The organism is Streptomyces sp. NPDC002868 (assembly GCF_055563295.1).
Genome location: NZ_JBVHDR010000002.1, coordinates 411,642 through 431,952 on the forward strand (window position 1 = coordinate 411,642; position 20,311 = coordinate 431,952).

Consider the following 20,311-nt stretch of genomic DNA (forward strand, 5'->3'; position numbering starts at 1 on the left):
TCGTACGCCCACCCAGACGGGAGGGGGCGGCCGCCGTGGCGACCGCCCCCTCCGTCTCACTCAGAGTTCAGAACTGCACAGTTCAGACCTGCACAGCTCAGAACTGCACAGCTCAGAACTGAAGCGCCCAGGAGTCGATCTTGCCGACGTCCTGTGCCGCGTTGTCGCTGACCCGCAGCTTCCACGTGCCGTTCGCGACCTCGGACGAGGCGTTGACCGTGTACGTGGTGTTGATGTTGTCCGTGCTGCCGCCGGAGCCGTACGCCTTCAGCGTGTACGCGGTGCCGTCCGGCGCGATCAACTGGACCTGTAGGTCACCGATGTACGTGTGCTGGATGGCAACGGGCACCTGCAGGGCGGCCGGAGCGTTCCCGGTGACGCCACTGACGGTGATCGGCGACTCGGCGGTGGCGAAGTCTCTGATCGTGAAGTCCGCGGTGTTCTCGAACTTCTTGCCGGGCGGCTGGGTGTCACCGCTGCCGACGAACAGCAGGCGGTTCGGCGAGCCGGTGCCCGGGTTGCTCACCGCGCCGCTCGTCGCGGCGGTGGTCAGGGCCGTGGAGACCTGAGCCGGGGTCGCGGTCTTGTTGGCCGCGAGGTAGAGCGCCGCCGCGCCCGCGACGTGCGGGGTCGCCATCGACGTGCCGGAGATCGTGTTCGTCGCCGAGTCACTGGTGTTCCAGGACGAGGTGATCGACGAGCCCGGGGCGAAGATGTCCAGCACGCTGCCGAAGTTGGAGAAGCTGGAGCGGGCGTCGGTGCTGGTCGTGGAGCCGACGGTGATGGCTTCCGCGACGCGCGCGGGCGAGTAGTTGGAGGCGTTGGAGCTGTCGTTGCCCGCCGCGACCGCGTAGGTGACGCCGGAGGCGATGGAGTTGCGCACCGCCGTGTCGAGGGCGGTGTCGATGCCGCCGCCCAGGCTCATGTTGGCGACCGCCGGCTTGACGGCGTTCTGCGTCACCCAGTCGATGCCGGCGACGACCTGCGCGGTCGTGCCCGAGCCCTGGTTGTTGAGCACGCGGACGCCGACGACCTTGGCCTTCTTGGCCACGCCGTAGGACGAACCGGCGACGGTGCCGGCCACATGCGTGCCGTGGCCGTTGCCGTCCTGCGCGGTGTTGTCGTTGTCGATGGCGTCATAGCCGTACGACGCCCGGCCGCCGAAGTCGCTGTGGGTGATCCGTACACCGGTGTCGATGATGTACGCGGTCACACCCTCACCCGCGGTGTCCGGGTAGGTGTAACTCTGGTTCAGCGGGAGGGTCCTCTGGTCGATCCGGTCCAGGCCCCAGGACGGCGGGTTCGGCTGGGTGCCGGTCGCCTTGAAGACACGGTTCTGCACGACGGACGCTACGTCCGGGTCCGCGGCGAACTTCTTCGCCTGCGCCTCGGAGAGCTCGACGGCGTAGCCGTTCAGCGCGGCTTCGTACGTCTTCTTGATCTTCGCACCGTACTCGGCCGCGAGCGCCTTGCCTGCCTTGGAGTCCGCTTCGGGCGCCGACTCGTCGAGGGTGACGATGTAGCTGCCCTTGATGACTCCGGGTGCGCCGGCGTTCTGAATGACGCCTTCACGGGCCGTCTCGGCCGCGGTGGCCGTGAGGGCGGAAGCCGCGCCGAGCGAGAGCGCGGTGGCGGCTATCGCACTGGCCGCGGCAAGTCTTCGACGCGAATTACGCATCACTGACATGTGAGGGGTCCTCCTCATTGGTGGTGCGCTTCTGTGGGGGATACCGGCAGGCCCATGACAATGCCTGACAGTTGAATCTGTCGTGCCCTCGTCTTGCCTGCCGAGCGAAAGATTGGCGGATCCATAGGAATCACACAAGAGTCCGGAGAGCGGTGTAACACATGTGCCACACAACTGCCATGCTGGCGACCCATGAGCTCGTACCACTGTCCGGACTGCGCCACCCGCGCCCCCGTCGAGTCGGCATCCTGGTGCTGCCCGAACTGCCGCGGCCCCTGGGATCTGGACTTCACTGCCGCTCCAGTCGACCTCAAGTCCCTGTCCGCCAGGGTCAATTCACTGTGGCGTTACGAGGAGGCGCTGCCGGTCTCCGCACCCGCCGTCTCCCTCGGCGAGGGCCGCACCCCGCTCGTACCGCTCACCGAAACCGTCTCCGTCAAGCTCGACTTCCTGATGCCGACGCTCTCCTTCAAGGACCGCGGCGCGGTGGTGCTTGCGGAGCTGGCCCGCCGGCTCGCGCCGCGGCGGGTGATCGCCGACAGCAGTGGCAACGCGGGCACGGCGATCGCCGCGTACTGCGCACGCGCCGGTCTCGACTGCACGGTGTACGTCCCCGAGGCCACCTCCGCCAAGAAGGTGGAGCAGATCCGGGCGCACGGCGCGCACCTCGAACTCGTCCCCGGCGACCGCGAGGCCGCCGCTGAGGCCGCCCGCGCCGCCGCCGACCTTCCCGGCACGTTCTATGCGAGCCACGTCTACAACCCGTACTTCCTGCACGGCACGAAGACGTATGTCTACGAACTGTGGGAGGACCTCGGCGGCACGCTCCCCGAGGCGATCGTCGTCCCCGTCGGCAACGGCACCCTGCTCCTCGGCGCGGCCCTCGGCATCGGCGAGCTCCATGCCCACGGCCTGATCGCCGAGCGTCCCGCGCTGATCGCGGTCCAGGCCGAGAGGGTCTCCCCGCTCGCGGCCGCTTTCCACGCCGACGCCGAGGAGCTGCTCGACGACGGCCCGGCGCCGCGGCCGACGCTCGCCGAGGGCATCGCGATCCCCCGTCCTCCGCGCGCCAGGCAGATCCTGCGGGCCGTGCGCGAATCCGGCGGCACCTTCCTCACGGTGACGGAGGACCAGATCCGGGCCGCCCAGCTGGATCTGGCCGCCCGAGGGCTGTTCGTCGAGTCCACGGGCGTCGCGTGCTGGGCGGCAGCGGGCAGGTGGACCGACCGCAACGCCGTAGTGCCGCTCTGCGGGGCGGGCCTGAAGACAGGCCTGGCACCTGGGCCGTAGCCTCAGTCGGTCCATTAGGTGCCGTGCTTGATGAAGAACTCCGCCTGTTCTTCCGGCGACCACTCGGTGGCGACCTCGCCTCCCGCACCACCCGGCCTTCCCTCACCCGTATCACCACCCGTAGCTCTTGGTGAAGGGCTCGGTCCGCATCTCCAGCCACTCCAGGCATCCCCGCCCCGCCCCGACCAGCACGAGCACAACCACCACCGCGGCCACCGAGTCCCGCGCCCGCAGCACCCCGCCCACCAGCGCCCAGGCCGCGAGCGCCAGGGCGGGCACCCCGAACACCATCAGCGGCCCCTCGACATAGAGCAGGCTCCAGTCCCGCTCCCCTTCGAAGCCGCCGCGCAGACCGGGCTCGGCGCCCGACTCCCAGACGAAGAACCCGGTGCAGAAACCGGCCACCACAGCCAGGCATCCGGCCCACCCACGCGTGCGTTCGATACCCATACCCGCCCCGGACGCACAGTCGGCCGGGCCGGTTCCGGGACTTGCGGTCGGATGAGCGCGTGACCGTGTCAGCCGGCGGGCAGTGCCCCGCGCCCCGTCGGCGAGTGCGCACCCTTGCGCGCCGGCTCGCCGCAGTGCGCGCAGATCAACTTCGGCTCCAGCGTCTCACCGCAGCTGTGCTGCCACTTCAGCGGCGGATCATCGGAGTTGAGGTGCCGGTCGCCCCAATTCATCAGCGTGAGCAGTACGTCTCCGAGTTCCTGGCCGGCCGGCGTCAGGTGGTATTCGTAGCGGGGCGGGTGCTCGTTGTACTGCTTACGGCGGACCGCCCCCGCCGCCTCCAGCTTGCGCAGTCGCGTCGTGAGGATGTCGCGGGACGCCCCGGTGTTGCGGACGATCTGGTCGAAGCGCCGCACCCCGTGGCTCAGTTCGCGCACCGCGAGCAGCGTCCACCGCTCGCCGACCAGGTCGAGGGCGTCGGCGATGGAGCACGCTCGGGGCTGGATGCTCTTGGACATGCGTTTCATTCTAGGTCGGTCGGTTGCGAATCCAGACGTTCAAGGGGGGCGCGTAAGCCGGCAACTACCTCCCCAGCCCCCAGTCCCGGTCTCGGCTTGAACTTCAAACCTACTGACTCAGCCCTGCCGCATCCGGACGCGGCCGCGCAGTGCGCCCGTCGTACTGCCGGTGCGCTCGCGCAGCAGGACCCGCAGAGTGTTCGCATGCTCGTAGCCGACCTTGCGGGCGATCGAGTCCAGGGAGAGGGCAGTGGTCCGCAGCAGGTGCGAGGCCTGCTCGACCCGCAGTTCCTGGACGAATCGCACGGGAGACATGCCGAGCACGCGGCGTACGGTCCGCTGAAGGGTGCGTTCGCTGACGCCCAGTGAGCGCGCCGCGTCGACGATGCTGATCGGCTCCTCCAGATGCAGCCTCGCCCAGTGCTCGAAGGCGGCAACGAGCGGATCGCTCTGCGCGAGCGCGCTCGGAATGGTGTACGAGGACTGCGAAGGGCGCTCGTCGACGACCAGGTAGCGGGCGACGAGGTCGGCCACGGCCGGACTGCTCATCCGGACGATGGCGAGCGCCAGATCGACATGTCCGAAGGCCGCCCCTGCCGTCATCACACCGTCCGAAGTGGTGACCATCCTGGTCTCGTCGATCGTGACAGCCGGGTAGCGCTGCCGGAAGACGGGTGCAAGCCACCAACTCGTCGTCGCCTTCCGTCCGTCGAGCACCCCCGACTCGGCCAGCAGGAAGGTGCCTGTACAGGCCGAGGCGACGGGTGTGCCCCGCTCACGGGTGTCGGCCACCAGCGTCCGTACCGCCGCCGATGCGGGGCCGGAGACATGGTCGAGCAACGCGTCCGGCCGCCGCTCGGCGAGCGCCGGCACCAGCAGCAGGTCCGCTCGCCGGGCCTCGGCGGTCGGCTGGGTGGTGACGACGTGTCCTGCGCCGGTGCGGACGCGGCGGCGGAAACCGACGGTGGTGACCTGCCAGGCGGGCGGGGGCTGCGGAAGCTCGGCGCGCATGGCGTTCGCCGCGTCGAGCACGTCGAGGATCGCCGAGAGTCCCGAGTCGAACACGCCGTCGTAGACCAGCACCGCCACGTCCATGTCGGAAACCATATCTGAAGCGTCGTTTACGACACTGGGAAGGTGCTGATCACCAGCCTAGGTTTACTGATGTCCCCGACGACGGGGACGGGGGAAACCGAGCCGACCTACGGAGTGACTCACCATGAACATCGGTCTGCTGGCCCGCATCGAGGCCAAGCCCGAGTACGCCGACAAGGTGGAGGCCATGCTGCGCGACGCGCTCCAGCTCGCCCGCGAGGAGGAGCACACGGTCACCTGGTTCGCGTTCCGGGAGAGCGCCACGGCCTTCGGCGTCTTCGACACGTTCGACGACGAGCAGGGACGGTCCGGTCATCTGCAGGGCCGGATCGCCGCGGCGCTGATGGAGGCGGCGGAGACGATGCTGAGCTCGGCCCCGGACATCCGCCCTGTGGACCTCCTGGCGGTCAAGCTTCCCTGACCGTTTTTCGAGGACGAGGTCCCGCGGGCCGCGAGCTGCGGCCCGCGGGACCAAGCCGTACGCGCCGCGCCACGACGACCCGCGCCGGTCTTCACGTTGCCGGGCGCGGCCTGAGGCCGGAGGATCCAGCACATGGACAGGACGACAGTCGTCAACCTCAAGGGCCATCGCGACGACCCCGAGTACGCGGACGTCGTCTACGTGGGCCGCGCCATGCACCGCGGCGGCTGGCACCTCGACGCCTCCCCCCTGGCCTGCCCATTCCGCCCGGGCCCCGACGGCACCCGCGAAGAGGTCGTCGAAAAGTACCGCGCGTATCTACTGGCCCGCCCCGACCTCCTCGCCCACCTCCCGTCCCTGCGCGGCCGCCGCCTCGGCTGCTGGTGCGTCCCGCAGCGCTGCCACGCGGAGGTGCTCGCGGAACTGGCGGACGCGGACGGGCCGCGCACAGCGAAGGCCCGCTGACGCGGTACGCACGGGAAACGGGCCTTCAGGCAGGGAGAACGACTGACGAGCGATCGCGACCGACGCATTCGCCGTTCTCACGCCCGACTCGAAGGGAGATTGTGCCGTCCGCCAAGACGGCCCGAACCGACTGTGGGGCCAGCCTCTCCGGCGGTGGCCCGGAGCCGGGATCCCGGGCCGCGGGCAGGGCGCTCATTCGGACGGGCCGTCCGCGCACGCCGGGCAGCGGCCCCAGAACGTCACGGCCGCCTCGTCCACGCTGTACGCAGCGGGCAGGCGGGCTTCCAGGCACGGGGCGGCCCCGATCACACACTCCACGTCCGCCACGTCGCCGCACTCCCGGCAGACGAAATGGTGGTGGTTGTCGCCCCGTTCGATCTCGTAGCGGGCGGGATGGCCGGCGAGCTGGGTGCAGCGGGTCAGGCCCGCCTCGGTCAGCGCGCGCAGCACGTCGTACGTCGCCTGGAGGGAGAGCCGGCCGGTCACCTCGCGCGCCCGGGACCGGACCGAGTCGGCGTCGGGGTGCTCCGGCAGCGCCTCCACCGCCGTCAGTACGGCCATGCGTTGCGCGGTCACCCGCAGGCCCGCTTCACGCAGCCGGGACGCCGCGCGCGCCATCGGTTCCTGCCCGGCCTCGCTCATGGCCGCCGCCTTCCCGTCGTCTCGCGGCACATCACACCGGGGAACAGGTGCGGTCACCGGAGGGGCCCAGCTCGAACCAAGTGATCTTCCCATGGGCGGTCGGGTAGCAGCCCCACCTTCGGGACAGCGCCTCGACAAGTGCCAGACCGCGTCCCCACTCGTCGTCGGGCGCGGCACACCGCAGTCGCGGCAGCACGCTGCTGCCGTCCTCGACCGAGCAGAGGATCACGTCGGCCAGCACCAGGGAGAGATGCAGCGGCCCCACCGCGTGGCGCAGGGCGTTCCCGACCAGCTCACTCACGAGCAGTTCCGCCGTCTCGACCAGCGTGGCGGGGACCCATGCGGCCATCAGGCCGCCACGGATGTCGCGGCGCGCCTGAGCGACCGCGGTCGGCGTCCAGGGCAGCGGCCACGAGGACACGCCCGCACCCTCCTGCCAGGGAGACGGCGGGCAGGCAGGCTCCTGGTCCAACAGCGCCGCGCCGGCCACGCCGCCCGACGGCTCCCGCCGTGCGCGTGCCTGCTCACTGCGCTGATCGCCCGGGTGTTCCAGGGGACCCATGTTCGTGCACCTCCACTGGCCGGAAGCCCGTTTTGCGTGATTTGGGCTTGTTACATCCAGCGTATGGCTGTTCTGGAGTAAGTCAAGATTAGAGATGAATTCTTCTTTTTGTAAGCACTCCATATGCCGTCCATCTATCTGAACTCTGAGCTCGCCCGATGTTCACACCACCGTCGGCCTTGTCGCCGCATCGCGGCCGACGACGGTTACGACCAGTGCTTCGAAGGCGGCGCCGCTGGCGCGGCAGGACATCGCAGACCAGAGGCCCTCGTGTGCTGTCGCCCGAAGTCAGCACCAAGTCAGCACGGGAAAAAACTAGGGGCCCACCCCGGAGGAGGTGAACCCCATCTGACCTGCACGTTTGCCAGATCAGCAGTGTCGCGCCAGGCGACCCGTCACACGTTGAAGCGGAACTCCACCACGTCGCCGTCCTGCATCACGTAGTCCTTGCCCTCCATGCGCGCCTTGCCCTTCGCGCGGGCCTCCGCGACCGAGCCCGTCTCCACCAGGTCGGCGAAGGAGATGACCTCGGCCTTGATGAAGCCCTTCTGGAAGTCGGTGTGGATCACACCGGCCGCCTCGGGGGCCGTCGCGCCCTTCTTGATGGTCCAGGCGCGGGTTTCCTTCGGGCCCGCCGTCAGGTACGTCTGCAGGCCGAGCGTGTCGAAGCCGACGCGGCCCAGCGTCGCCAGGCCCGGCTCCTCCTGGCCCATCGACTGGAGGAGCTCCAGCGCCTCGTCGTCGTCGAGCTCGATGAGCTCGGACTCGATCTTCGCGTTCAGGAAGATCGCCTCGGCCGGGGCGACCAGCACGCGCTGCTCGTTCTTGAAGTCCTCGTCGACCAGTTCGTCCTCGTCCACGTTGAAGACATAGAGGAAGGGCTTGGTGGTGAGCAGGTGCAGCTCGTGCAGCAGACGGCCCTTCTCCGTGCCGGCGGTGATGCCCGAGGCGAAGAGCGTCGTGCCGGCCTCGAGGATCTTCTGCGCCTCCTCGACCGCGGCCAGGACCGCGACCTTGTCCTTCTGGAGGCGGGATTCCTTCGTCAGGCGCGGGACCGCCTTCTCGATCGACTGGAGGTCGGCGAGGATCAGCTCGGTGTTGATCGTCTCGATGTCGTCCTTCGGCGAGACCTTGCCGTCGACATGGACGACGTTCTCGTCCTTGAAGGCGCGGATGACCTGACAGATCGCGTCGGACTCACGGATGTTCGCCAGGAACTTGTTGCCCAGGCCCTCGCCCTCACTCGCGCCGCGCACAATGCCCGCGATGTCGACGAAGTCGACCGTCGCCGGGAGGATCCGCTGCGAGCCGAAGATCTCGGCGAGCGTGGCGAGGCGGGCATCGGGGACGCCGACGACGCCGACGTTCGGCTCGATGGTGGCGAACGGGTAGTTGGCCGCCAGCACGTCGTTCTTGGTCAGGGCGTTGAACAGGGTCGACTTGCCGACATTCGGCAGGCCGACGATTCCGATCGTGAGCGACACGTTGGCGACTTCCTGGAGTGAGGACTGGCTGATGGCCGTACGGCCCGGAGGTGGGCCGATCCCCCAGTTTACGGGCGGGTCAAGCCGGGCATCGACGGGGAGCCGGGAGTCGAACTCAACGCCAAGGTCAGCCAAAGGGCGTGTCCCATGCCTGATTCCTCCCCACTCGCGACCTACTTTGTTCGGGTGGAGCAGCCCAGGACAAGTCAATCTCAGCGCCGGCAGCGGCCGCAGCCCCCTCTCTCCCCGAAAGTCCCCCTTACTCCGCAGAGCGCGCTCGCCGAGGGCACGCTGGCGGAAGGCACCCCCGTGTACCGGGTGGCTGCCCGGCCCGCGCGCACCGTGCCGCCTGTGGTCCTCGCGCTGCGCAGACTGCCCAAGCCCCGGCTGACCGGCCTCGGTGGCGGACTGTTCGGAGCCGCGACGATGTTCGCGCTCGGCTGCCTGGACTGGCTGCTGTTCGGCGGCTCCGCCGTGGTGTACGGACTGCTGTTCCTGCCCGTGAGTGCAATGACGGCGCTGTGGGTCCGGGACGCGGACCTGGTCACCGCGCCGATCAGCGTGCCGATCGCGTTCGCGGTCGGGATCGTGCCGATCTCCGGCGGCACGGGTGGCTTCGGCGGCCAGACGATGGCGGTGATCACCGCACTCGCGGTGCACGCCGGCTGGCTGTACGGCGGCACGCTGATCGCGGGGCTCATCACGTGCGTCCGGAAGATCCGCATGATGACCCGCCGCCAGCGCCACACCCGCGGGGGTCCTCCGCCGCGCCGCGGCTAGATCACGGCCGACGTCCGCCAGACCAAGGCCGGCGTCCGCGGCCACGCAGTCCGGCGGCACGGGACCGGCCCGGGGCGGGCTCAGCCGCCGCACGTACCGCGCACCCGGCGCCGCCCGCTCGCCCCCTACCTTCCAGCCGCTGCCATCGCCGCGCCCACGATTCCCGCGTTGTTCCGGAGCTCCGCCGGGATGATCTCCGCCCTGATTCCCTCGATCAGCGGCACGAACTTGTCCGCCTTGCGGCTCACCCCGCCGCCGATGATGAACAGTTCGGGCGCGAACAGCATCTCCACGTGCGCCAGATACTTCTGCACCCGGTGGGCCCACTGCTGCCAGCTCAGGCCCTCGTCCTCCTTGACCTTCGTCGACGCGCGCTTCTCCGCGTCGTGGCCGTGCAGTTCGAGGTGGCCGAGCTCGGTGTTCGGCACCAGGCGGCCGTCGATGAAGACCGCGCTGCCGATGCCCGTGCCGAGCGTCAGCAGTATCACCGTGCCCCTGCGGCCGTGGCCCGCGCCGAACGTCATCTCCGCGATGCCCGCCGCGTCCGCGTCGTTCAGGACCGTCACCGGCAGGCCCCCGAGGCGGTCGCCCAGCAGTTTCGCTGCGTCCATGTCGACCCAGCGCTTGTCGACATTCGCCGCCGTACGCGTAACGCCGTCCATGACGACGCCGGGAAAGGTGATGCCGACCGGGCCCGACCAGCCGAAATTGCCGACCACCTCGGCCACGCCGTCCGCCACCGCGTCGGGCGTCGCCGGGTGCGGGGTCAGGACTTTGTAGCGCTCCTGCGCCAGTTCGCCGCGCTCAAGGTCCACAGGTGCGCCCTTGATGCCGGATCCGCCGATGTCCACTCCGAACACGTCCATGGACACAACGTTACGGGCAGCCTCTGTCAGTTACTTCCCGGACAGCTCCGCCGCCTCCGCGCGCAGATCGCGCCGGAGCTCCTTCGGCAGCGAGAAGGTGATCGACTCCTCTGCCGCCTTCACGATCTCGACGTCCTCGAAGCCGCGCTGCGAAAGCCACTCCAGTACGCCCTCGACCAGCACCTCAGGCACGGAGGCGCCCGACGTGACGCCGACCGTCGAGACGCCGTCCAGCCAGGCCTCGTCGATCTCATCCGCGAAGTCCACCAGATGGGCGTCGCCCGCTCCCGCGCCCAGCGCCACCTCGACGAGCCGCACCGAGTTCGAGGAGTTCTTGGAGCCGACCACGATGACCAGGTCCGCCTCCGCGCCCATCTGCTTCACCGCGATCTGGCGGTTCTGCGTGGCGTAGCAGATGTCGTCGCTCGGCGGCGAGATCAGCTGCGGAAACTTCTCCTTCAGCTTGTCCACCGTCTCCATCGTCTCGTCGACCGACAGCGTGGTCTGCGAGAGCCAGACGACCTTCGACTCGTCCCGTACGGACACATTCGCGACGTCTTCGGGGCCGTCCACGAGCGTGATGTGGTCGGGGGCCTCGCCGGACGTGCCGATGACTTCCTCGTGGCCGTCGTGGCCGATCAGCAGGATGTCGTAGTCCTCGTCCGCGAAGCGGACGGCTTCCTTGTGGACCTTGGTGACCAGCGGGCAGGTCGCGTCGATCGTCGCGAGCTTGCGCTGCGCCGCCTCCTCGTGGACGACCGGCGCCACGCCGTGCGCGGAGAACATGACGATCGACCCCTCGGGGACCTCCGCCGTCTCGTCGACGAAGATCGCGCCCTTCTTCTCCAGGGTCTGTACGACGTACTTGTTGTGGACGATCTCGTGGCGGACATAGATCGGCGACCCGTACTGCTCCAGGGCCTTCTCCACGGCGATCACGGCACGGTCCACGCCCGCGCAGTAGCCACGGGGAGCGGCGAGCAGGACGCGTCGGGCGGGAGTCGTAGCAGTCATGCCCCCCATCGTAAGGCCGCCCAGAAGGGGCGAGAGAGCCGCCCGCCAGGGGAAGACTCGTACCACCGTCGGTATGAGCCGCGTTGTCGCACCCGGCCGATACGCTCGCCCGTATGGCTCTCAATACGTCCGCGGAAGCTCCTCTGCCGGTCGGCGAGGTGTCACGGCTCATCGGAGGGTGGATCGACCGGCTCGGCGCCGTCTGGGTGGAGGGGCAGATCACCCAGCTGTCGCGGCGGCCGGGCGCCGGGGTCGTCTTCATGACCCTGCGCGATCCCTCGTACGACATCTCCGTGAGCGTCACCTGCTTCCGGCAGGTCTTCGACGCGGTCGCGGACGTCGTGGCGGAGGGCGCGCGCGTGGTGGTGCACGCCAAGCCGGAGTGGTACGCACCGCGGGGGCAGCTGTCGCTGCGGGCCGTGGAGATAAAGCCGGTAGGAATCGGCGAACTGCTCGCGCGCCTGGAGCAACTGAAACGGACCCTGGGCGCGGAGGGGCTGTTCGCCGTCGAGCGCAAGAAGGCGCTGCCGTTCCTGCCGCACCGGGTGGGGCTGGTCTGCGGGCGGGCATCGGCGGCCGAGCGCGACGTCCTGGAGAACGCGCGGCGGCGGTGGCCGGCCGTCCGCTTCGAGGTGCGCAATGTCGCCGTGCAGGGGGTGCACGCGGTGACCCAGGTCGTCCAGGCGGTCAAGGAGTTGGACGAGCTCACGGACGTGGACGTGATCATCGTGGCGAGGGGCGGCGGCAGCGTGGAGGATCTGCTGCCGTTCTCGGACGAACAGCTGATCCGCACCGTGTCCGAGTGCCGTACGCCCGTGGTGTCGGCGATCGGGCACGAGCCGGACTCGCCGCTGCTCGACCTGGTGGCGGATCTGCGGGCATCGACGCCGACGGACGCAGCGAAGAAGGTCGTGCCGGACGTCGGCGAGGAGCTGGACCGGGTGCGGCAGTTGCGCGACCGTGCGCTGCGCACTGTCCAGGGGCTGCTCGACCGCGAGGAGCGGGGTCTTGCCCATGCGCTGGCCCGCCCGTCGATGGAGCATCCGCACCGGATGGTGGACGAGCGCGAGGCGGAGGTGGACGCGCTGGTGGCCCGCAGCCGGCGGGTGCTCGGCCACCTCCTTGACCGCGCCGACTCGGAGCTGGCGCACACCCGGGCCCGGGTGGTCTCGCTGTCGCCGGCGGCGACCCTGGAGCGGGGGTACGCGGTGCTGCAGCGGGCGGACGGGGCGGTCGTCCGCTCGCCGGAGGAGGTCGCGGCGGGCGACGAGCTGCGCGCGCGGGTCTCGGAGGGCGAGCTGAACGTCGTTGTCGTACCTCACACATAGGGTGGATCGCATGGCTGCCAACACGGACGAGGCTGCGCTCGGCTACGAGCAGGCGCGGGACGAGCTGATCGAGGTCGTACGCCGCCTGGAGGCCGGCGGCACGACGCTCGAGGAGTCGCTGGCCCTGTGGGAGCGCGGCGAGGAGCTGGCGAAGGTCTGCCGCCGCTGGCTGGAGGGCGCCCGCGCCCGGCTCGACGCGGCGCTGTCCGAGGGCGAGCGCGAGGCCGGTGCCGCCCAGGCCGCCGAGGACTGAGCAGGTCAGGGGCCCGTCCCCTGTGAGCCGGGTCACTCCGGGCATGTAGTTGAAATTTAATCTACTGGGGCACGGTTACACCTGCCGTAATGATCCACCGCATGCCCCGGAAGGTACGTCAGCAATGACCCTCGCCCTTGACTCCGCCGCCCAGGACCTCCTCTTCCGTGAGGCCCGCACCGCCAACACGTTCACCGACGAGCCGGTGACCGAGGAGCAGGTCCAGGCGATCTACGACCTCGTCAAGTTCGGACCCACCGCCTTCAACCAGAGCCCCCTGCGCGTCGTCCTCGTCCGCTCCGACGAGGCCCACGAACGCCTGGTGAGCCACATGACCGAGGGCAACCAGGCGAAGACCGCGTCCGCGCCGCTGGTCGCGATCCTCGCCGCCGACAACGAGTTCCACGAGGAGCTTCCGACCCTGTTCCCGCACTTCCCGCAGGCCAAGGACATGTTCTTCGCCGAGCGCCCGGTCCGCGAGCAGGCCGCCGGCCTCAACGCCGCGCTGCAGGCCGCGTACTTCATCGTCGGCGTCCGCGCCGCCGGTCTGGCCGCGGGCCCGATGACCGGCTTCGACTTCGCGGGCGTCCAGAAGGAGTTCCTGGACGACGACCACACCCCGCTGATGGTCATCAACATCGGCAAGCCGGGCGAGGACGCCTCGTTCCCGCGTTCGCCGCGACTGGCGTACGACGAGGTCATCACCACCGTCTGAGCCGTCACGCAGTCATCACGCGAAGGCCGCCGCACCCGAAGCGCGTGCGGCGGCCTTCGCCATTGGTCATGACGTACGCAGCGCGGCCGCCATTTCCGCGAGCCGCTGCGCCGACGCCGTACCCGTGACGACCGTCGTCCCACCTTTGTCATGGCGCACCAGGGCGTCGTACTTCGGCCCCTCCCAGCGCTCCCAGGCCGCGCCCGCGATCTGCTGCGTGCGGTCCGTCTTCGTGGCCTGCTGGCTGACCTGCGGGATGTACTTGCGGGCCGGCGCCGTGGACTGCTCGACCGCGACGTACTCGCCGTCCGGGTCCAGGAAGCCGAGGTGCCAGGCGTTGCCGTCGGTCCCCTTGTACGAGACGGACGTCGGCTTCCACCCCTTCGCAAGGCCCTCCGGCGCCGCCACCGGGTACGGCGCCGCACGCCGTGCCGTCAGCAATTCCACCCGGTAGTCGACCGCCTTGATCGGGTCGGCCTTGTCATCGTGCGGAATGAACACATAGATCACCGCGACGACGGCCCCGATGACCGCCATCGACAGCACCATGTCGCGCACCGTCTGTCTGCCTCGCATACTTGCCACGCCCCCATCGTCGCATCATGGTGGCGTGCTCAAACGTGGCCCCCTCTGCTCAATTTGTCGACGTACAGATAGAGTCGGATCACCCTCTTTTCCGGCCGTCGTCGTACAGAAAGGTGCGCTCCGATGACCGAGCACAATCTGCCGTCCCAGCTCGAGGTCTCCCCCGAGGCCCCCGACCGCAACCTGGCCCTGGAGCTCGTCCGGGTCACCGAGGCCGCCGCCATGGCCGCGGGCCGGTGGGTCGGCCGCGGCGACAAGATCGGCGCGGACGGAGCGGCCGTCAAGGCCATGCGGACCCTCGTCTCCACCGTCTCGATGAACGGCGTCGTCGTCATTGGCGAGGGCGAGAAGGACGAAGCCCCGATGCTGTTCAACGGCGAGCGGGTCGGCGACGGGACCGGCCCCGAGGTCGACATCGCCGTGGACCCGATCGACGGCACCACGCTCAACGCCAAGGGCATGCCGAACGCCATCGCCGTGCTCGCCGCCGCCGACCGCGGCACCATGTTCGACCCGTCCGCGGTCTTCTACATGGACAAGCTGGTCACCGGCCCCGAGGCCGCGGACTTCGTGGACATCAACGCCCCCGTCTCGGTCAACATCCGCCGGGTCGCCAAGGCCAAGCACTCCACGCCCGAGGACGTCACGGTCGTCATCCTGGACCGCCCGCGCCACGAGGGCATCGTCAAGGAGATCCGCGAGACCGGGGCACGGATCAAGTTCATCTCGGACGGCGATGTCGCCGGCTCGGTCATGGCCGTACGCGAAGGCACCGGGGTAGACATGCTCATGGGCATCGGTGGCACGCCCGAGGGCATCATCTCCGCCTGCGCGATCAAGTGCCTCGGCGGCACGATCCAGGGCAAGCTCTGGCCGAAGGACGACGCCGAGCGGCAGCGCGCGCTCGACGCCGGGCACGACCTGGACCGGGTGCTGCACACGAACGACCTGGTCAGCGGCGACAACGTGTTCTTCGTCGCCACCGGAATCACGGACGGCGAGCTGCTGCGCGGAGTGCGTTACCGCGCGGAGACCGCGACCACCCAGTCGCTGGTGATGCGCTCCAAGTCCGGCACGATCCGCCAGATCGACTCGACCCACCGGCTGTCGAAGCTGCGCGCGTACAGCGCCATCGACTTCGACCGCGCGAAGTAGGTACCGGCCGTAGGTACGGGAAGGGGCGCCCCCATGTGCGGTGGGGCGCCCCTTCCCGTACCTACGCGACCGACGCCTCGTCGACCGTCAGGCCGCCGACGCCGACTTCTTGAGCTCGACCTCGCGCCGCCTGCGCCGGGCCAGCACCACGCGGCGCTCGGCCGCGGTGAGCCCGCCCCACACGCCGTACGGCTCGGGCTGGAGCAAGGCATGTTCCCGGCACTCGACCATCACGGGGCAGCGGGCGCAGACCCGTTTGGCTGCCTCCTCGCGTGACAGCCGCGCTGCCGTTGGTTCCTTGGACGGGGCGAAGAACAGTCCCGCTTCGTCCCGGCGGCACACCGCCTCCGCATGCCAGGGTCCGGCCTGATCTTCCCGAGCGGGAATTCGCTGGGGCGGAACGGCGGCGACCTGCAAGGACTGATGCGGCAGTTGCAGCACGGTCTACTCCTGACGACGGCTTCGCGAGCGAGAGACGATGCAGCACTCCCTACCCGCTGTGCGCACTCCTATTCACTGAGTGGCACTCAGTTCCGACGCACGGAATTGCGCACCGGCGCTCGCGGCCGAAAAGCGCTCCGGAGCGCAGTCGTCAGCCGAGGTGTTTGCGCAGGCGGTCATGGAGATCGGAGATGCGGCGGCCGCGCTTGGGCTTGGCCTCGACATTGCCGAAAACCGAGTACCCGTTGACGACGACGACCGGGGCCTCTGGATCCTCGGCCTCCAGCGTGAGGACGTCGAAGTTGCCGAAGAAGCCGGTGCCGCTGCCGCGCAGCGAGATGTTCTCCGGGACCCGGACCTCGACATTGCCGAAGATGGAGGTCGCGTTGATCACGGTCAGCCGCTGCCCGAAGAGCGCCTCGGTGAGGTCGATCTCGATGTTGCCGAACAGCGAGAAGGCGTTGGTGCGGCGGCCGACGCGCCAGCGGCCCTTGCGGGTGGCGCTGGAGAAGACGGCGATCAGGTTGTCGGCGGGTCCGCCGGGTCCGGGGGACTCTTCGGGCCCGTACGCGTACGAGGTGGCGTCCGGGCGCCTGCGGGTCGCCGGCAGGTCCTGGACGATCGGTTCGAGCTCGCCGACGGTCTTGGCGCGGTAGACGGCCTCGATCCGCTCGGAGTGCTCCTCGGCGTCCAGCCGGCCCTCGGCCAGGGCGTCCCTGAGGATGTCCGCGATCCGGTCACGGTCGGCATCGGAGGCACGGATGGCAGCGCCGGGTTCCGCGTGGGCGACCGGCTTCTGGGGGTGCTTGTCGAGGTCCACGGATCCAGCGTAGCGAAACGCGATAGATCGCGACTAGTGGCCCACGCCGGTTGTCCCCAAACTCCTCGGGACTTCGTCCGGGGAGACCCCAAGTGCTTGATTTCAGTGAGCCCTACCTCACAAGCCCGGCTCCCGCGCGGCGTTCTACGCTGGGGTGCGCGCTGCCAATGGAGGCCGCGTCGCCGTCTGCTGAGTGAGGATTGGCCGTAATGCCAGAGTTTGCGTACTCCGATCTGCTCCCGCTGGGAGCGGACACCACGCCGTATCGGCTGGTGACCGCCGAGGGAGTCTCCACCTTCGAAGCCGACGGGCGTACGTTCCTCAGGGTCGAGCCGGAGGCGCTGCGCAAGCTCGCCGCCGAGGCCATGCACGACATCTCGCACTACCTGCGGCCCGCCCACCTCGCGCAGCTGCGCCGCATCGTCGACGACCCCGAGGCCTCCTCCAACGACAAGTTCGTCGCGCTCGACCTGCTCAAGAACGCGAACATCGCCGCCGCCGGCGTCCTCCCCATGTGCCAGGACACCGGCACCGCGATCGTGATGGGCAAGCGCGGCCAGAACGTGCTGACGGCGGGCGGCGACGAGGAAGCCCTCTCCCGCGGCATCTACGACGCGTACACCAAACTCAACCTTCGCTACTCGCAGATGGCTCCGCTCACCATGTGGGAGGAGAAGAACACCGGCTCCAACCTCCCCGCCCAGATCGAGCTGTACGCGACCGACGGCGGCGCGTACAAGTTCCTGTTCATGGCCAAGGGCGGTGGTTCGGCCAACAAGTCGTTCCTCTACCAGGAGACCAAGGCGGTCCTGAACGAGGCCTCCATGATGAAGTTCCTGGAGGAGAAGATCCGCTCGCTCGGTACAGCGGCGTGCCCGCCGTACCACCTCGCGATCGTCGTCGGCGGCACGTCCGCCGAGTTCGCGCTGAAGACCGCGAAGTACGCCTCCGCGCACTACCTCGACGAGCTGCCCGCCGAGGGCTCCCCGACCGGCCACGGCTTCCGCGACAAGGAGCTGGAGGAGAAGGTCTTCGAGCTCACCCAGAAGATCGGCATCGGCGCGCAGTTCGGCGGTAAGTACTTCTGCCACGACGTCCGCGTGGTCCGGCTGCCGCGGCACGGCGCCTCGCTGCCCGTCGCGATCGCCGTGTCCTGCTCGGCCGACCGCCAGGCGACCGCGAAGATCACCGCGGAGGGCGTGTTCCTGGAGCAGTTGGAGACCGATCCGGCGCGCTTCCTGCCGGACACGACGGACGAGCACCTCGACGAGGCGGGTGCCCGCGGCGAAGCCGCTGATCGACGCAGTGTACGCATCGACCTGAACCGGCCGATGGACGAGGTGCTGGCCGAGCTCACCAAGTACCCGGTCAAGACCCGGCTCTCGCTGACCGGCCCACTCGTCGTCGCCCGCGACATCGCGCACGCCAAGATCAAGGAGCGGCTCGACGCGGGCGAGGAGATGCCGCAGTACCTGAAGGACCACCCGGTCTACTACGCGGGCCCGGCGAAGACGCCGGAGGGTTACGCGTCGGGCTCGTTCGGTCCGACCACGGCAGGCCGGATGGACTCGTACGTCGAGCAGTTCCAGGCGGCGGGCGGCTCCAAGGTCATGCTCGCCAAGGGCAACCGGAGCAAGCAGGTCACCGACGCGTGCGGCTCGCACGGCGGCTTCTACCTGGGCTCGATCGGCGGTCCGGCGGCGCGGCTTGCGCAGGACTGCATCAAGAAGGTCGAGGTCGTCGAGTACGAGGAGCTCGGGATGGAGGCGGTGTGGAGGATCGAGGTCGAGGACTTCCCCGCGTTCATCGTCGTGGACGACAAGGGCAACGACTTCTTCACGGAGCCGGCGCCGGCGCCGACGTTCACGTCGATCCCGGTGCGGGGCCCGGGGCTGGCGTAGCGCCTGCGGCAGGCCCCGCGGCGGAGCCGCAAAATCGGACACAGCCCTACCCGCCCCTTCCCGTAACCGGGGCAAGCCCCGGACCCCGTACCGCCCTTCGGGCGGTGTCCTCAATCGCCGGACGGGCTTGAGTTTCCGCCGGACGGGCGGAAACTCAAGCCCCGTGGGGGGCCATTGAGGCGCGGGGTCTGGGGCGGAGCCCCAGTTCGGGAAGGGGCGGGGTGGGGGCTTTACGCGAAGCGCTGGTCCGGCCCGCCCGTGCACGCCCGCAACCGCACCGCATCCCTCGGCGCCGCCAGCGTCACGCACAGCCCTTGCGCCGCCGCCGGGCGGATCGTGCCGCCGGTGCGGACGAACTGCTGGTTCGCGGCGCCGTGACAGTCCCACACGATCAGCGCCACGCCCGCCGCATAGCGGCCACCCGGCACGTCGACGCACCGGTCCTGCGTCAGCTCCGTGTGCAGCGACCTCCGCGCCGCGTCGTACCACCAGCCCTGATTACGTCCGCCGTGGCAGTCCCACCCGACGACTCCGGTGCCGTTACGGGTGACAGCACCCGACACGTCCACACAGGAGCCCGTCGCCTCGTTCCTCAGCGGCTTGTACGCGTCGTCCCACGCTCCCGCGTACAGCTCGGGCTTCCCGCCCGACGCCACATCCGCGCAACTCGCCTCACGCAACCCGGAGTTGTAGAGCTGCGTGAGGCACGAAGCGAAAGCCGCGTGTCCGCGCACATTGGGGTGGAAGGACTGGCGTACCGAATTGGAGTCCGGCGGGAAGGGGTTGGTGATGTCCACGTACAGCCCGCGCGCCCAGGTGTTCTCCATGCAGACCTCATGGCCGTGGAAGAGGCGCGAGTTGTCGAGGTAGACGGCACCGGTGGACTGCGCGGCCTTACGCATGCCGCGCTGGAAGCCGGGGACGGCTGTGTTGCGGCCCCAGACAGTGTCGGAGTCGTAGCCCATGCCGCCGCAGATCAGCTTGCCGGGGAAGCCGGGGTTGTCGCGGAAGTCCGGGCCGATGGGACTCGGGTAGCCCATCACGACCAGTTTGTAGTCTGCGTCGGTGTATCCGGCATCGCGCATCACGGTGCGCAGGTCCCGTACGGTCTGCTCGACCTTGGGGACGAGGCCGTCGATGCGGGCCTGCCAGCCCGGTGCGTACTTGGGCTCGCACGGTCCCTGAATCAGCAGAAATCGCGTGACGCAGTCGGTCATCACAGGGCCGAACCGCAGATCGTCATTGGCACCGGCCACCAACAGCACCATCTTGATGCGGGTGTTGCGCGCCTTGATGGCCAGATTGTCGCTCTGGACGAGCTCGTCGGCGTACTGCTTCGAGCCGCCGATCCGGATGTTCCCGGAGTACGCGCCGGAGCAGGAGACGTTGTACGTCACGTCCGCCGCGATGCCCGTGCGGTGGATGGCGGCGTCGGGCGAGCGGTGGCACCAGTTGTCGGGGCCGTTGGTGCCGGGCTCGTACGTGCCGACTCCCTCGCCCGAAATCTCGCTGTCGCCGAGCGAGATCAGGCCAGACTTGCGGTCCGCGAGCGGTCGCTCGGCGGGGCTGCCGTAGAGCTTGACGGCCTCGGCCGCGCGGATGGACTCCAGTTCGGGAGGGAGCGGTACAGATGCGACGGTGCGGGTCTCGTCGGCCTCGGCGGCCGTGGTCGTGGCCGCCGCCCCGCCGAGTCCTGCCGCCAGTGCGGCGGCGGCCGCGACCGTACAGCGAAGTCTGCGTCTGGTGCGCCTCATTGCGCCTCCCCGGTTTGTGGTTGTCACCGGTATTTACTGGCGGGTAGCGCACTTGGGAATAGACAGAACAAGACAAGTGCTCACC

Annotated in this window: 22 protein-coding genes; 9 read left to right on the top strand and 13 right to left on the bottom strand. The window is 69.3% G+C overall.

The genetic code is table 11. The annotated features are described in order from the left end of the window. Positions 1 to 112: 112 nt before the first annotated feature. Positions 113 to 1,687 (bottom strand): S8 family peptidase, encoded by a 1,575-nt coding sequence (locus ACZ3H8_RS07740; RefSeq protein ID WP_467398742.1) that lies wholly within the window; start codon positions 1,685 to 1,687, stop codon positions 113 to 115. 192 nt (positions 1,688 to 1,879) lie between these two features. Here ACZ3H8_RS07740 and ACZ3H8_RS07745 point away from each other — a divergent pair, with 192 nt between their 5' ends. After that, positions 1,880 to 2,977 carry a threonine synthase gene (locus tag ACZ3H8_RS07745; RefSeq protein WP_467398744.1) on the top strand — a complete coding sequence of 366 codons (1,098 nt, stop codon included), beginning with the start codon at positions 1,880 to 1,882 and terminating at the stop codon, positions 2,975 to 2,977. Between the two features lie 111 nt (positions 2,978 to 3,088). Here ACZ3H8_RS07745 and ACZ3H8_RS07750 read toward each other — a convergent pair whose 3' ends face one another. The 3 genes from ACZ3H8_RS07750 to ACZ3H8_RS07760 all read right to left on the bottom strand — a co-directional run bounded on the left by ACZ3H8_RS07750 (position 3,089) and on the right by ACZ3H8_RS07760 (position 5,052). Next, on the bottom strand, positions 3,089 to 3,427 hold the full coding sequence (locus tag ACZ3H8_RS07750; RefSeq protein WP_467398747.1) for a hypothetical protein: 339 nt from the start codon (positions 3,425 to 3,427) through the stop codon (positions 3,089 to 3,091). 68 nt (positions 3,428 to 3,495) lie between these two features. Further along, positions 3,496 to 3,945 carry a winged helix-turn-helix transcriptional regulator gene (locus ACZ3H8_RS07755; RefSeq protein WP_467398749.1) on the bottom strand — a complete coding sequence of 150 codons (450 nt, stop codon included), beginning with the start codon at positions 3,943 to 3,945 and terminating at the stop codon, positions 3,496 to 3,498. 117 nt (positions 3,946 to 4,062) lie between these two features. Further along, complete coding sequence (locus ACZ3H8_RS07760; RefSeq protein ID WP_467398751.1) at positions 4,063 to 5,052, bottom strand: GlxA family transcriptional regulator; 990 nt, start codon at positions 5,050 to 5,052, stop codon at positions 4,063 to 4,065. A gap of 112 nt (positions 5,053 to 5,164) precedes the next feature. Here ACZ3H8_RS07760 and ACZ3H8_RS07765 point away from each other — a divergent pair, with 112 nt between their 5' ends. Together ACZ3H8_RS07765 and ACZ3H8_RS07770 are read left to right on the top strand one after the other, a co-directional pair. Next, the gene (locus ACZ3H8_RS07765; RefSeq protein ID WP_467398754.1) at positions 5,165 to 5,461 is read left to right on the top strand and encodes a putative quinol monooxygenase; all 297 of its coding nucleotides are present in this window, start codon (positions 5,165 to 5,167) and stop codon (positions 5,459 to 5,461) included. Between the two features lie 132 nt (positions 5,462 to 5,593). After that, positions 5,594 to 5,926: a DUF4326 domain-containing protein gene (locus ACZ3H8_RS07770; protein ID WP_467398756.1), complete on the top strand. Its 333-nt coding sequence runs from the start codon at positions 5,594 to 5,596 to the stop codon at positions 5,924 to 5,926. A gap of 192 nt (positions 5,927 to 6,118) precedes the next feature. On the opposite strand, the gene ACZ3H8_RS07775 is transcribed toward ACZ3H8_RS07770, so the two are convergent. The 3 genes from ACZ3H8_RS07775 to ychF form a co-directional block, all read right to left on the bottom strand. Next, on the bottom strand, positions 6,119 to 6,568 hold the full coding sequence (locus tag ACZ3H8_RS07775; protein WP_467398759.1) for a Fur family transcriptional regulator: 450 nt from the start codon (positions 6,566 to 6,568) through the stop codon (positions 6,119 to 6,121). Positions 6,569 to 6,599: 31 nt separating this feature from the next. Next, a complete protein-coding gene (locus tag ACZ3H8_RS07780) occupies positions 6,600 to 7,130 on the bottom strand; it encodes an ATP-binding protein (protein ID WP_467398761.1) in 531 nt (176 codons plus the stop codon). Positions 7,131 to 7,525: 395 nt separating this feature from the next. Then, on the bottom strand, positions 7,526 to 8,614 hold the full coding sequence (gene ychF / locus ACZ3H8_RS07785) for a redox-regulated ATPase YchF (protein ID WP_467398764.1): 1,089 nt from the start codon (positions 8,612 to 8,614) through the stop codon (positions 7,526 to 7,528). Positions 8,615 to 8,800: 186 nt separating this feature from the next. Between ychF and ACZ3H8_RS07790 the strand changes: the two genes are divergently transcribed. Beyond that, entirely contained in the window at positions 8,801 to 9,394 is a 594-nt protein-coding gene (locus tag ACZ3H8_RS07790) for a DUF6542 domain-containing protein (protein WP_467398766.1), read from the top strand. A 125-nt stretch (positions 9,395 to 9,519) separates the two neighbouring features. On the opposite strand, the gene ppgK is transcribed toward ACZ3H8_RS07790, so the two are convergent. Together ppgK and ACZ3H8_RS07800 are read right to left on the bottom strand one after the other, a co-directional pair. Continuing rightward, a complete protein-coding gene (ppgK, locus tag ACZ3H8_RS07795; RefSeq protein WP_467398768.1) occupies positions 9,520 to 10,260 on the bottom strand; it encodes a polyphosphate--glucose phosphotransferase in 741 nt (246 codons plus the stop codon). Positions 10,261 to 10,290: 30 nt separating this feature from the next. Further along, positions 10,291 to 11,283, bottom strand: a complete 993-nt coding sequence (locus ACZ3H8_RS07800; RefSeq protein ID WP_467398771.1) for a 4-hydroxy-3-methylbut-2-enyl diphosphate reductase — start codon at positions 11,281 to 11,283, stop codon at positions 10,291 to 10,293. 104 nt (positions 11,284 to 11,387) lie between these two features. Between ACZ3H8_RS07800 and xseA the strand changes: the two genes are divergently transcribed. The 3 genes from xseA to ACZ3H8_RS07815 all read left to right on the top strand — a co-directional run bounded on the left by xseA (position 11,388) and on the right by ACZ3H8_RS07815 (position 13,570). Further along, a complete protein-coding gene (xseA, locus tag ACZ3H8_RS07805; protein WP_467398774.1) occupies positions 11,388 to 12,602 on the top strand; it encodes an exodeoxyribonuclease VII large subunit in 1,215 nt (404 codons plus the stop codon). Between the two features lie 10 nt (positions 12,603 to 12,612). Next, complete coding sequence (locus tag ACZ3H8_RS07810) at positions 12,613 to 12,855, top strand: exodeoxyribonuclease VII small subunit (protein WP_356228521.1); 243 nt, start codon at positions 12,613 to 12,615, stop codon at positions 12,853 to 12,855. A 124-nt stretch (positions 12,856 to 12,979) separates the two neighbouring features. Further along, entirely contained in the window at positions 12,980 to 13,570 is a 591-nt protein-coding gene (locus tag ACZ3H8_RS07815) for a malonic semialdehyde reductase (RefSeq protein WP_467398777.1), read from the top strand. Positions 13,571 to 13,636: 66 nt separating this feature from the next. On the opposite strand, the gene ACZ3H8_RS07820 is transcribed toward ACZ3H8_RS07815, so the two are convergent. Next, positions 13,637 to 14,155 (bottom strand): DUF4245 domain-containing protein, encoded by a 519-nt coding sequence (locus ACZ3H8_RS07820; RefSeq protein ID WP_307661362.1) that lies wholly within the window; start codon positions 14,153 to 14,155, stop codon positions 13,637 to 13,639. Positions 14,156 to 14,278: 123 nt separating this feature from the next. Here ACZ3H8_RS07820 and glpX point away from each other — a divergent pair, with 123 nt between their 5' ends. Continuing rightward, on the top strand, positions 14,279 to 15,310 hold the full coding sequence (gene glpX, locus ACZ3H8_RS07825; protein ID WP_307661363.1) for a class II fructose-bisphosphatase: 1,032 nt from the start codon (positions 14,279 to 14,281) through the stop codon (positions 15,308 to 15,310). Between the two features lie 87 nt (positions 15,311 to 15,397). Here the strand turns inward: glpX and ACZ3H8_RS07830 are convergent, their stop codons facing one another. Then, positions 15,398 to 15,751 carry a WhiB family transcriptional regulator gene (locus ACZ3H8_RS07830; RefSeq protein WP_215094504.1) on the bottom strand — a complete coding sequence of 118 codons (354 nt, stop codon included), beginning with the start codon at positions 15,749 to 15,751 and terminating at the stop codon, positions 15,398 to 15,400. A 151-nt stretch (positions 15,752 to 15,902) separates the two neighbouring features. Then, entirely contained in the window at positions 15,903 to 16,571 is a 669-nt protein-coding gene (locus tag ACZ3H8_RS07835; RefSeq protein ID WP_467398783.1) for a DUF1707 SHOCT-like domain-containing protein, read from the bottom strand. A gap of 209 nt (positions 16,572 to 16,780) precedes the next feature. Here ACZ3H8_RS07835 and ACZ3H8_RS07840 point away from each other — a divergent pair, with 209 nt between their 5' ends. Continuing rightward, a complete protein-coding gene (locus tag ACZ3H8_RS07840; RefSeq protein ID WP_467398785.1) occupies positions 16,781 to 18,472 on the top strand; it encodes a fumarate hydratase in 1,692 nt (563 codons plus the stop codon). 230 nt (positions 18,473 to 18,702) lie between these two features. Here the strand turns inward: ACZ3H8_RS07840 and ACZ3H8_RS07845 are convergent, their stop codons facing one another. Then, entirely contained in the window at positions 18,703 to 20,226 is a 1,524-nt protein-coding gene (locus tag ACZ3H8_RS07845; protein ID WP_467398787.1) for a ricin-type beta-trefoil lectin domain protein, read from the bottom strand. Positions 20,227 to 20,311 lie beyond the last annotated feature (85 nt).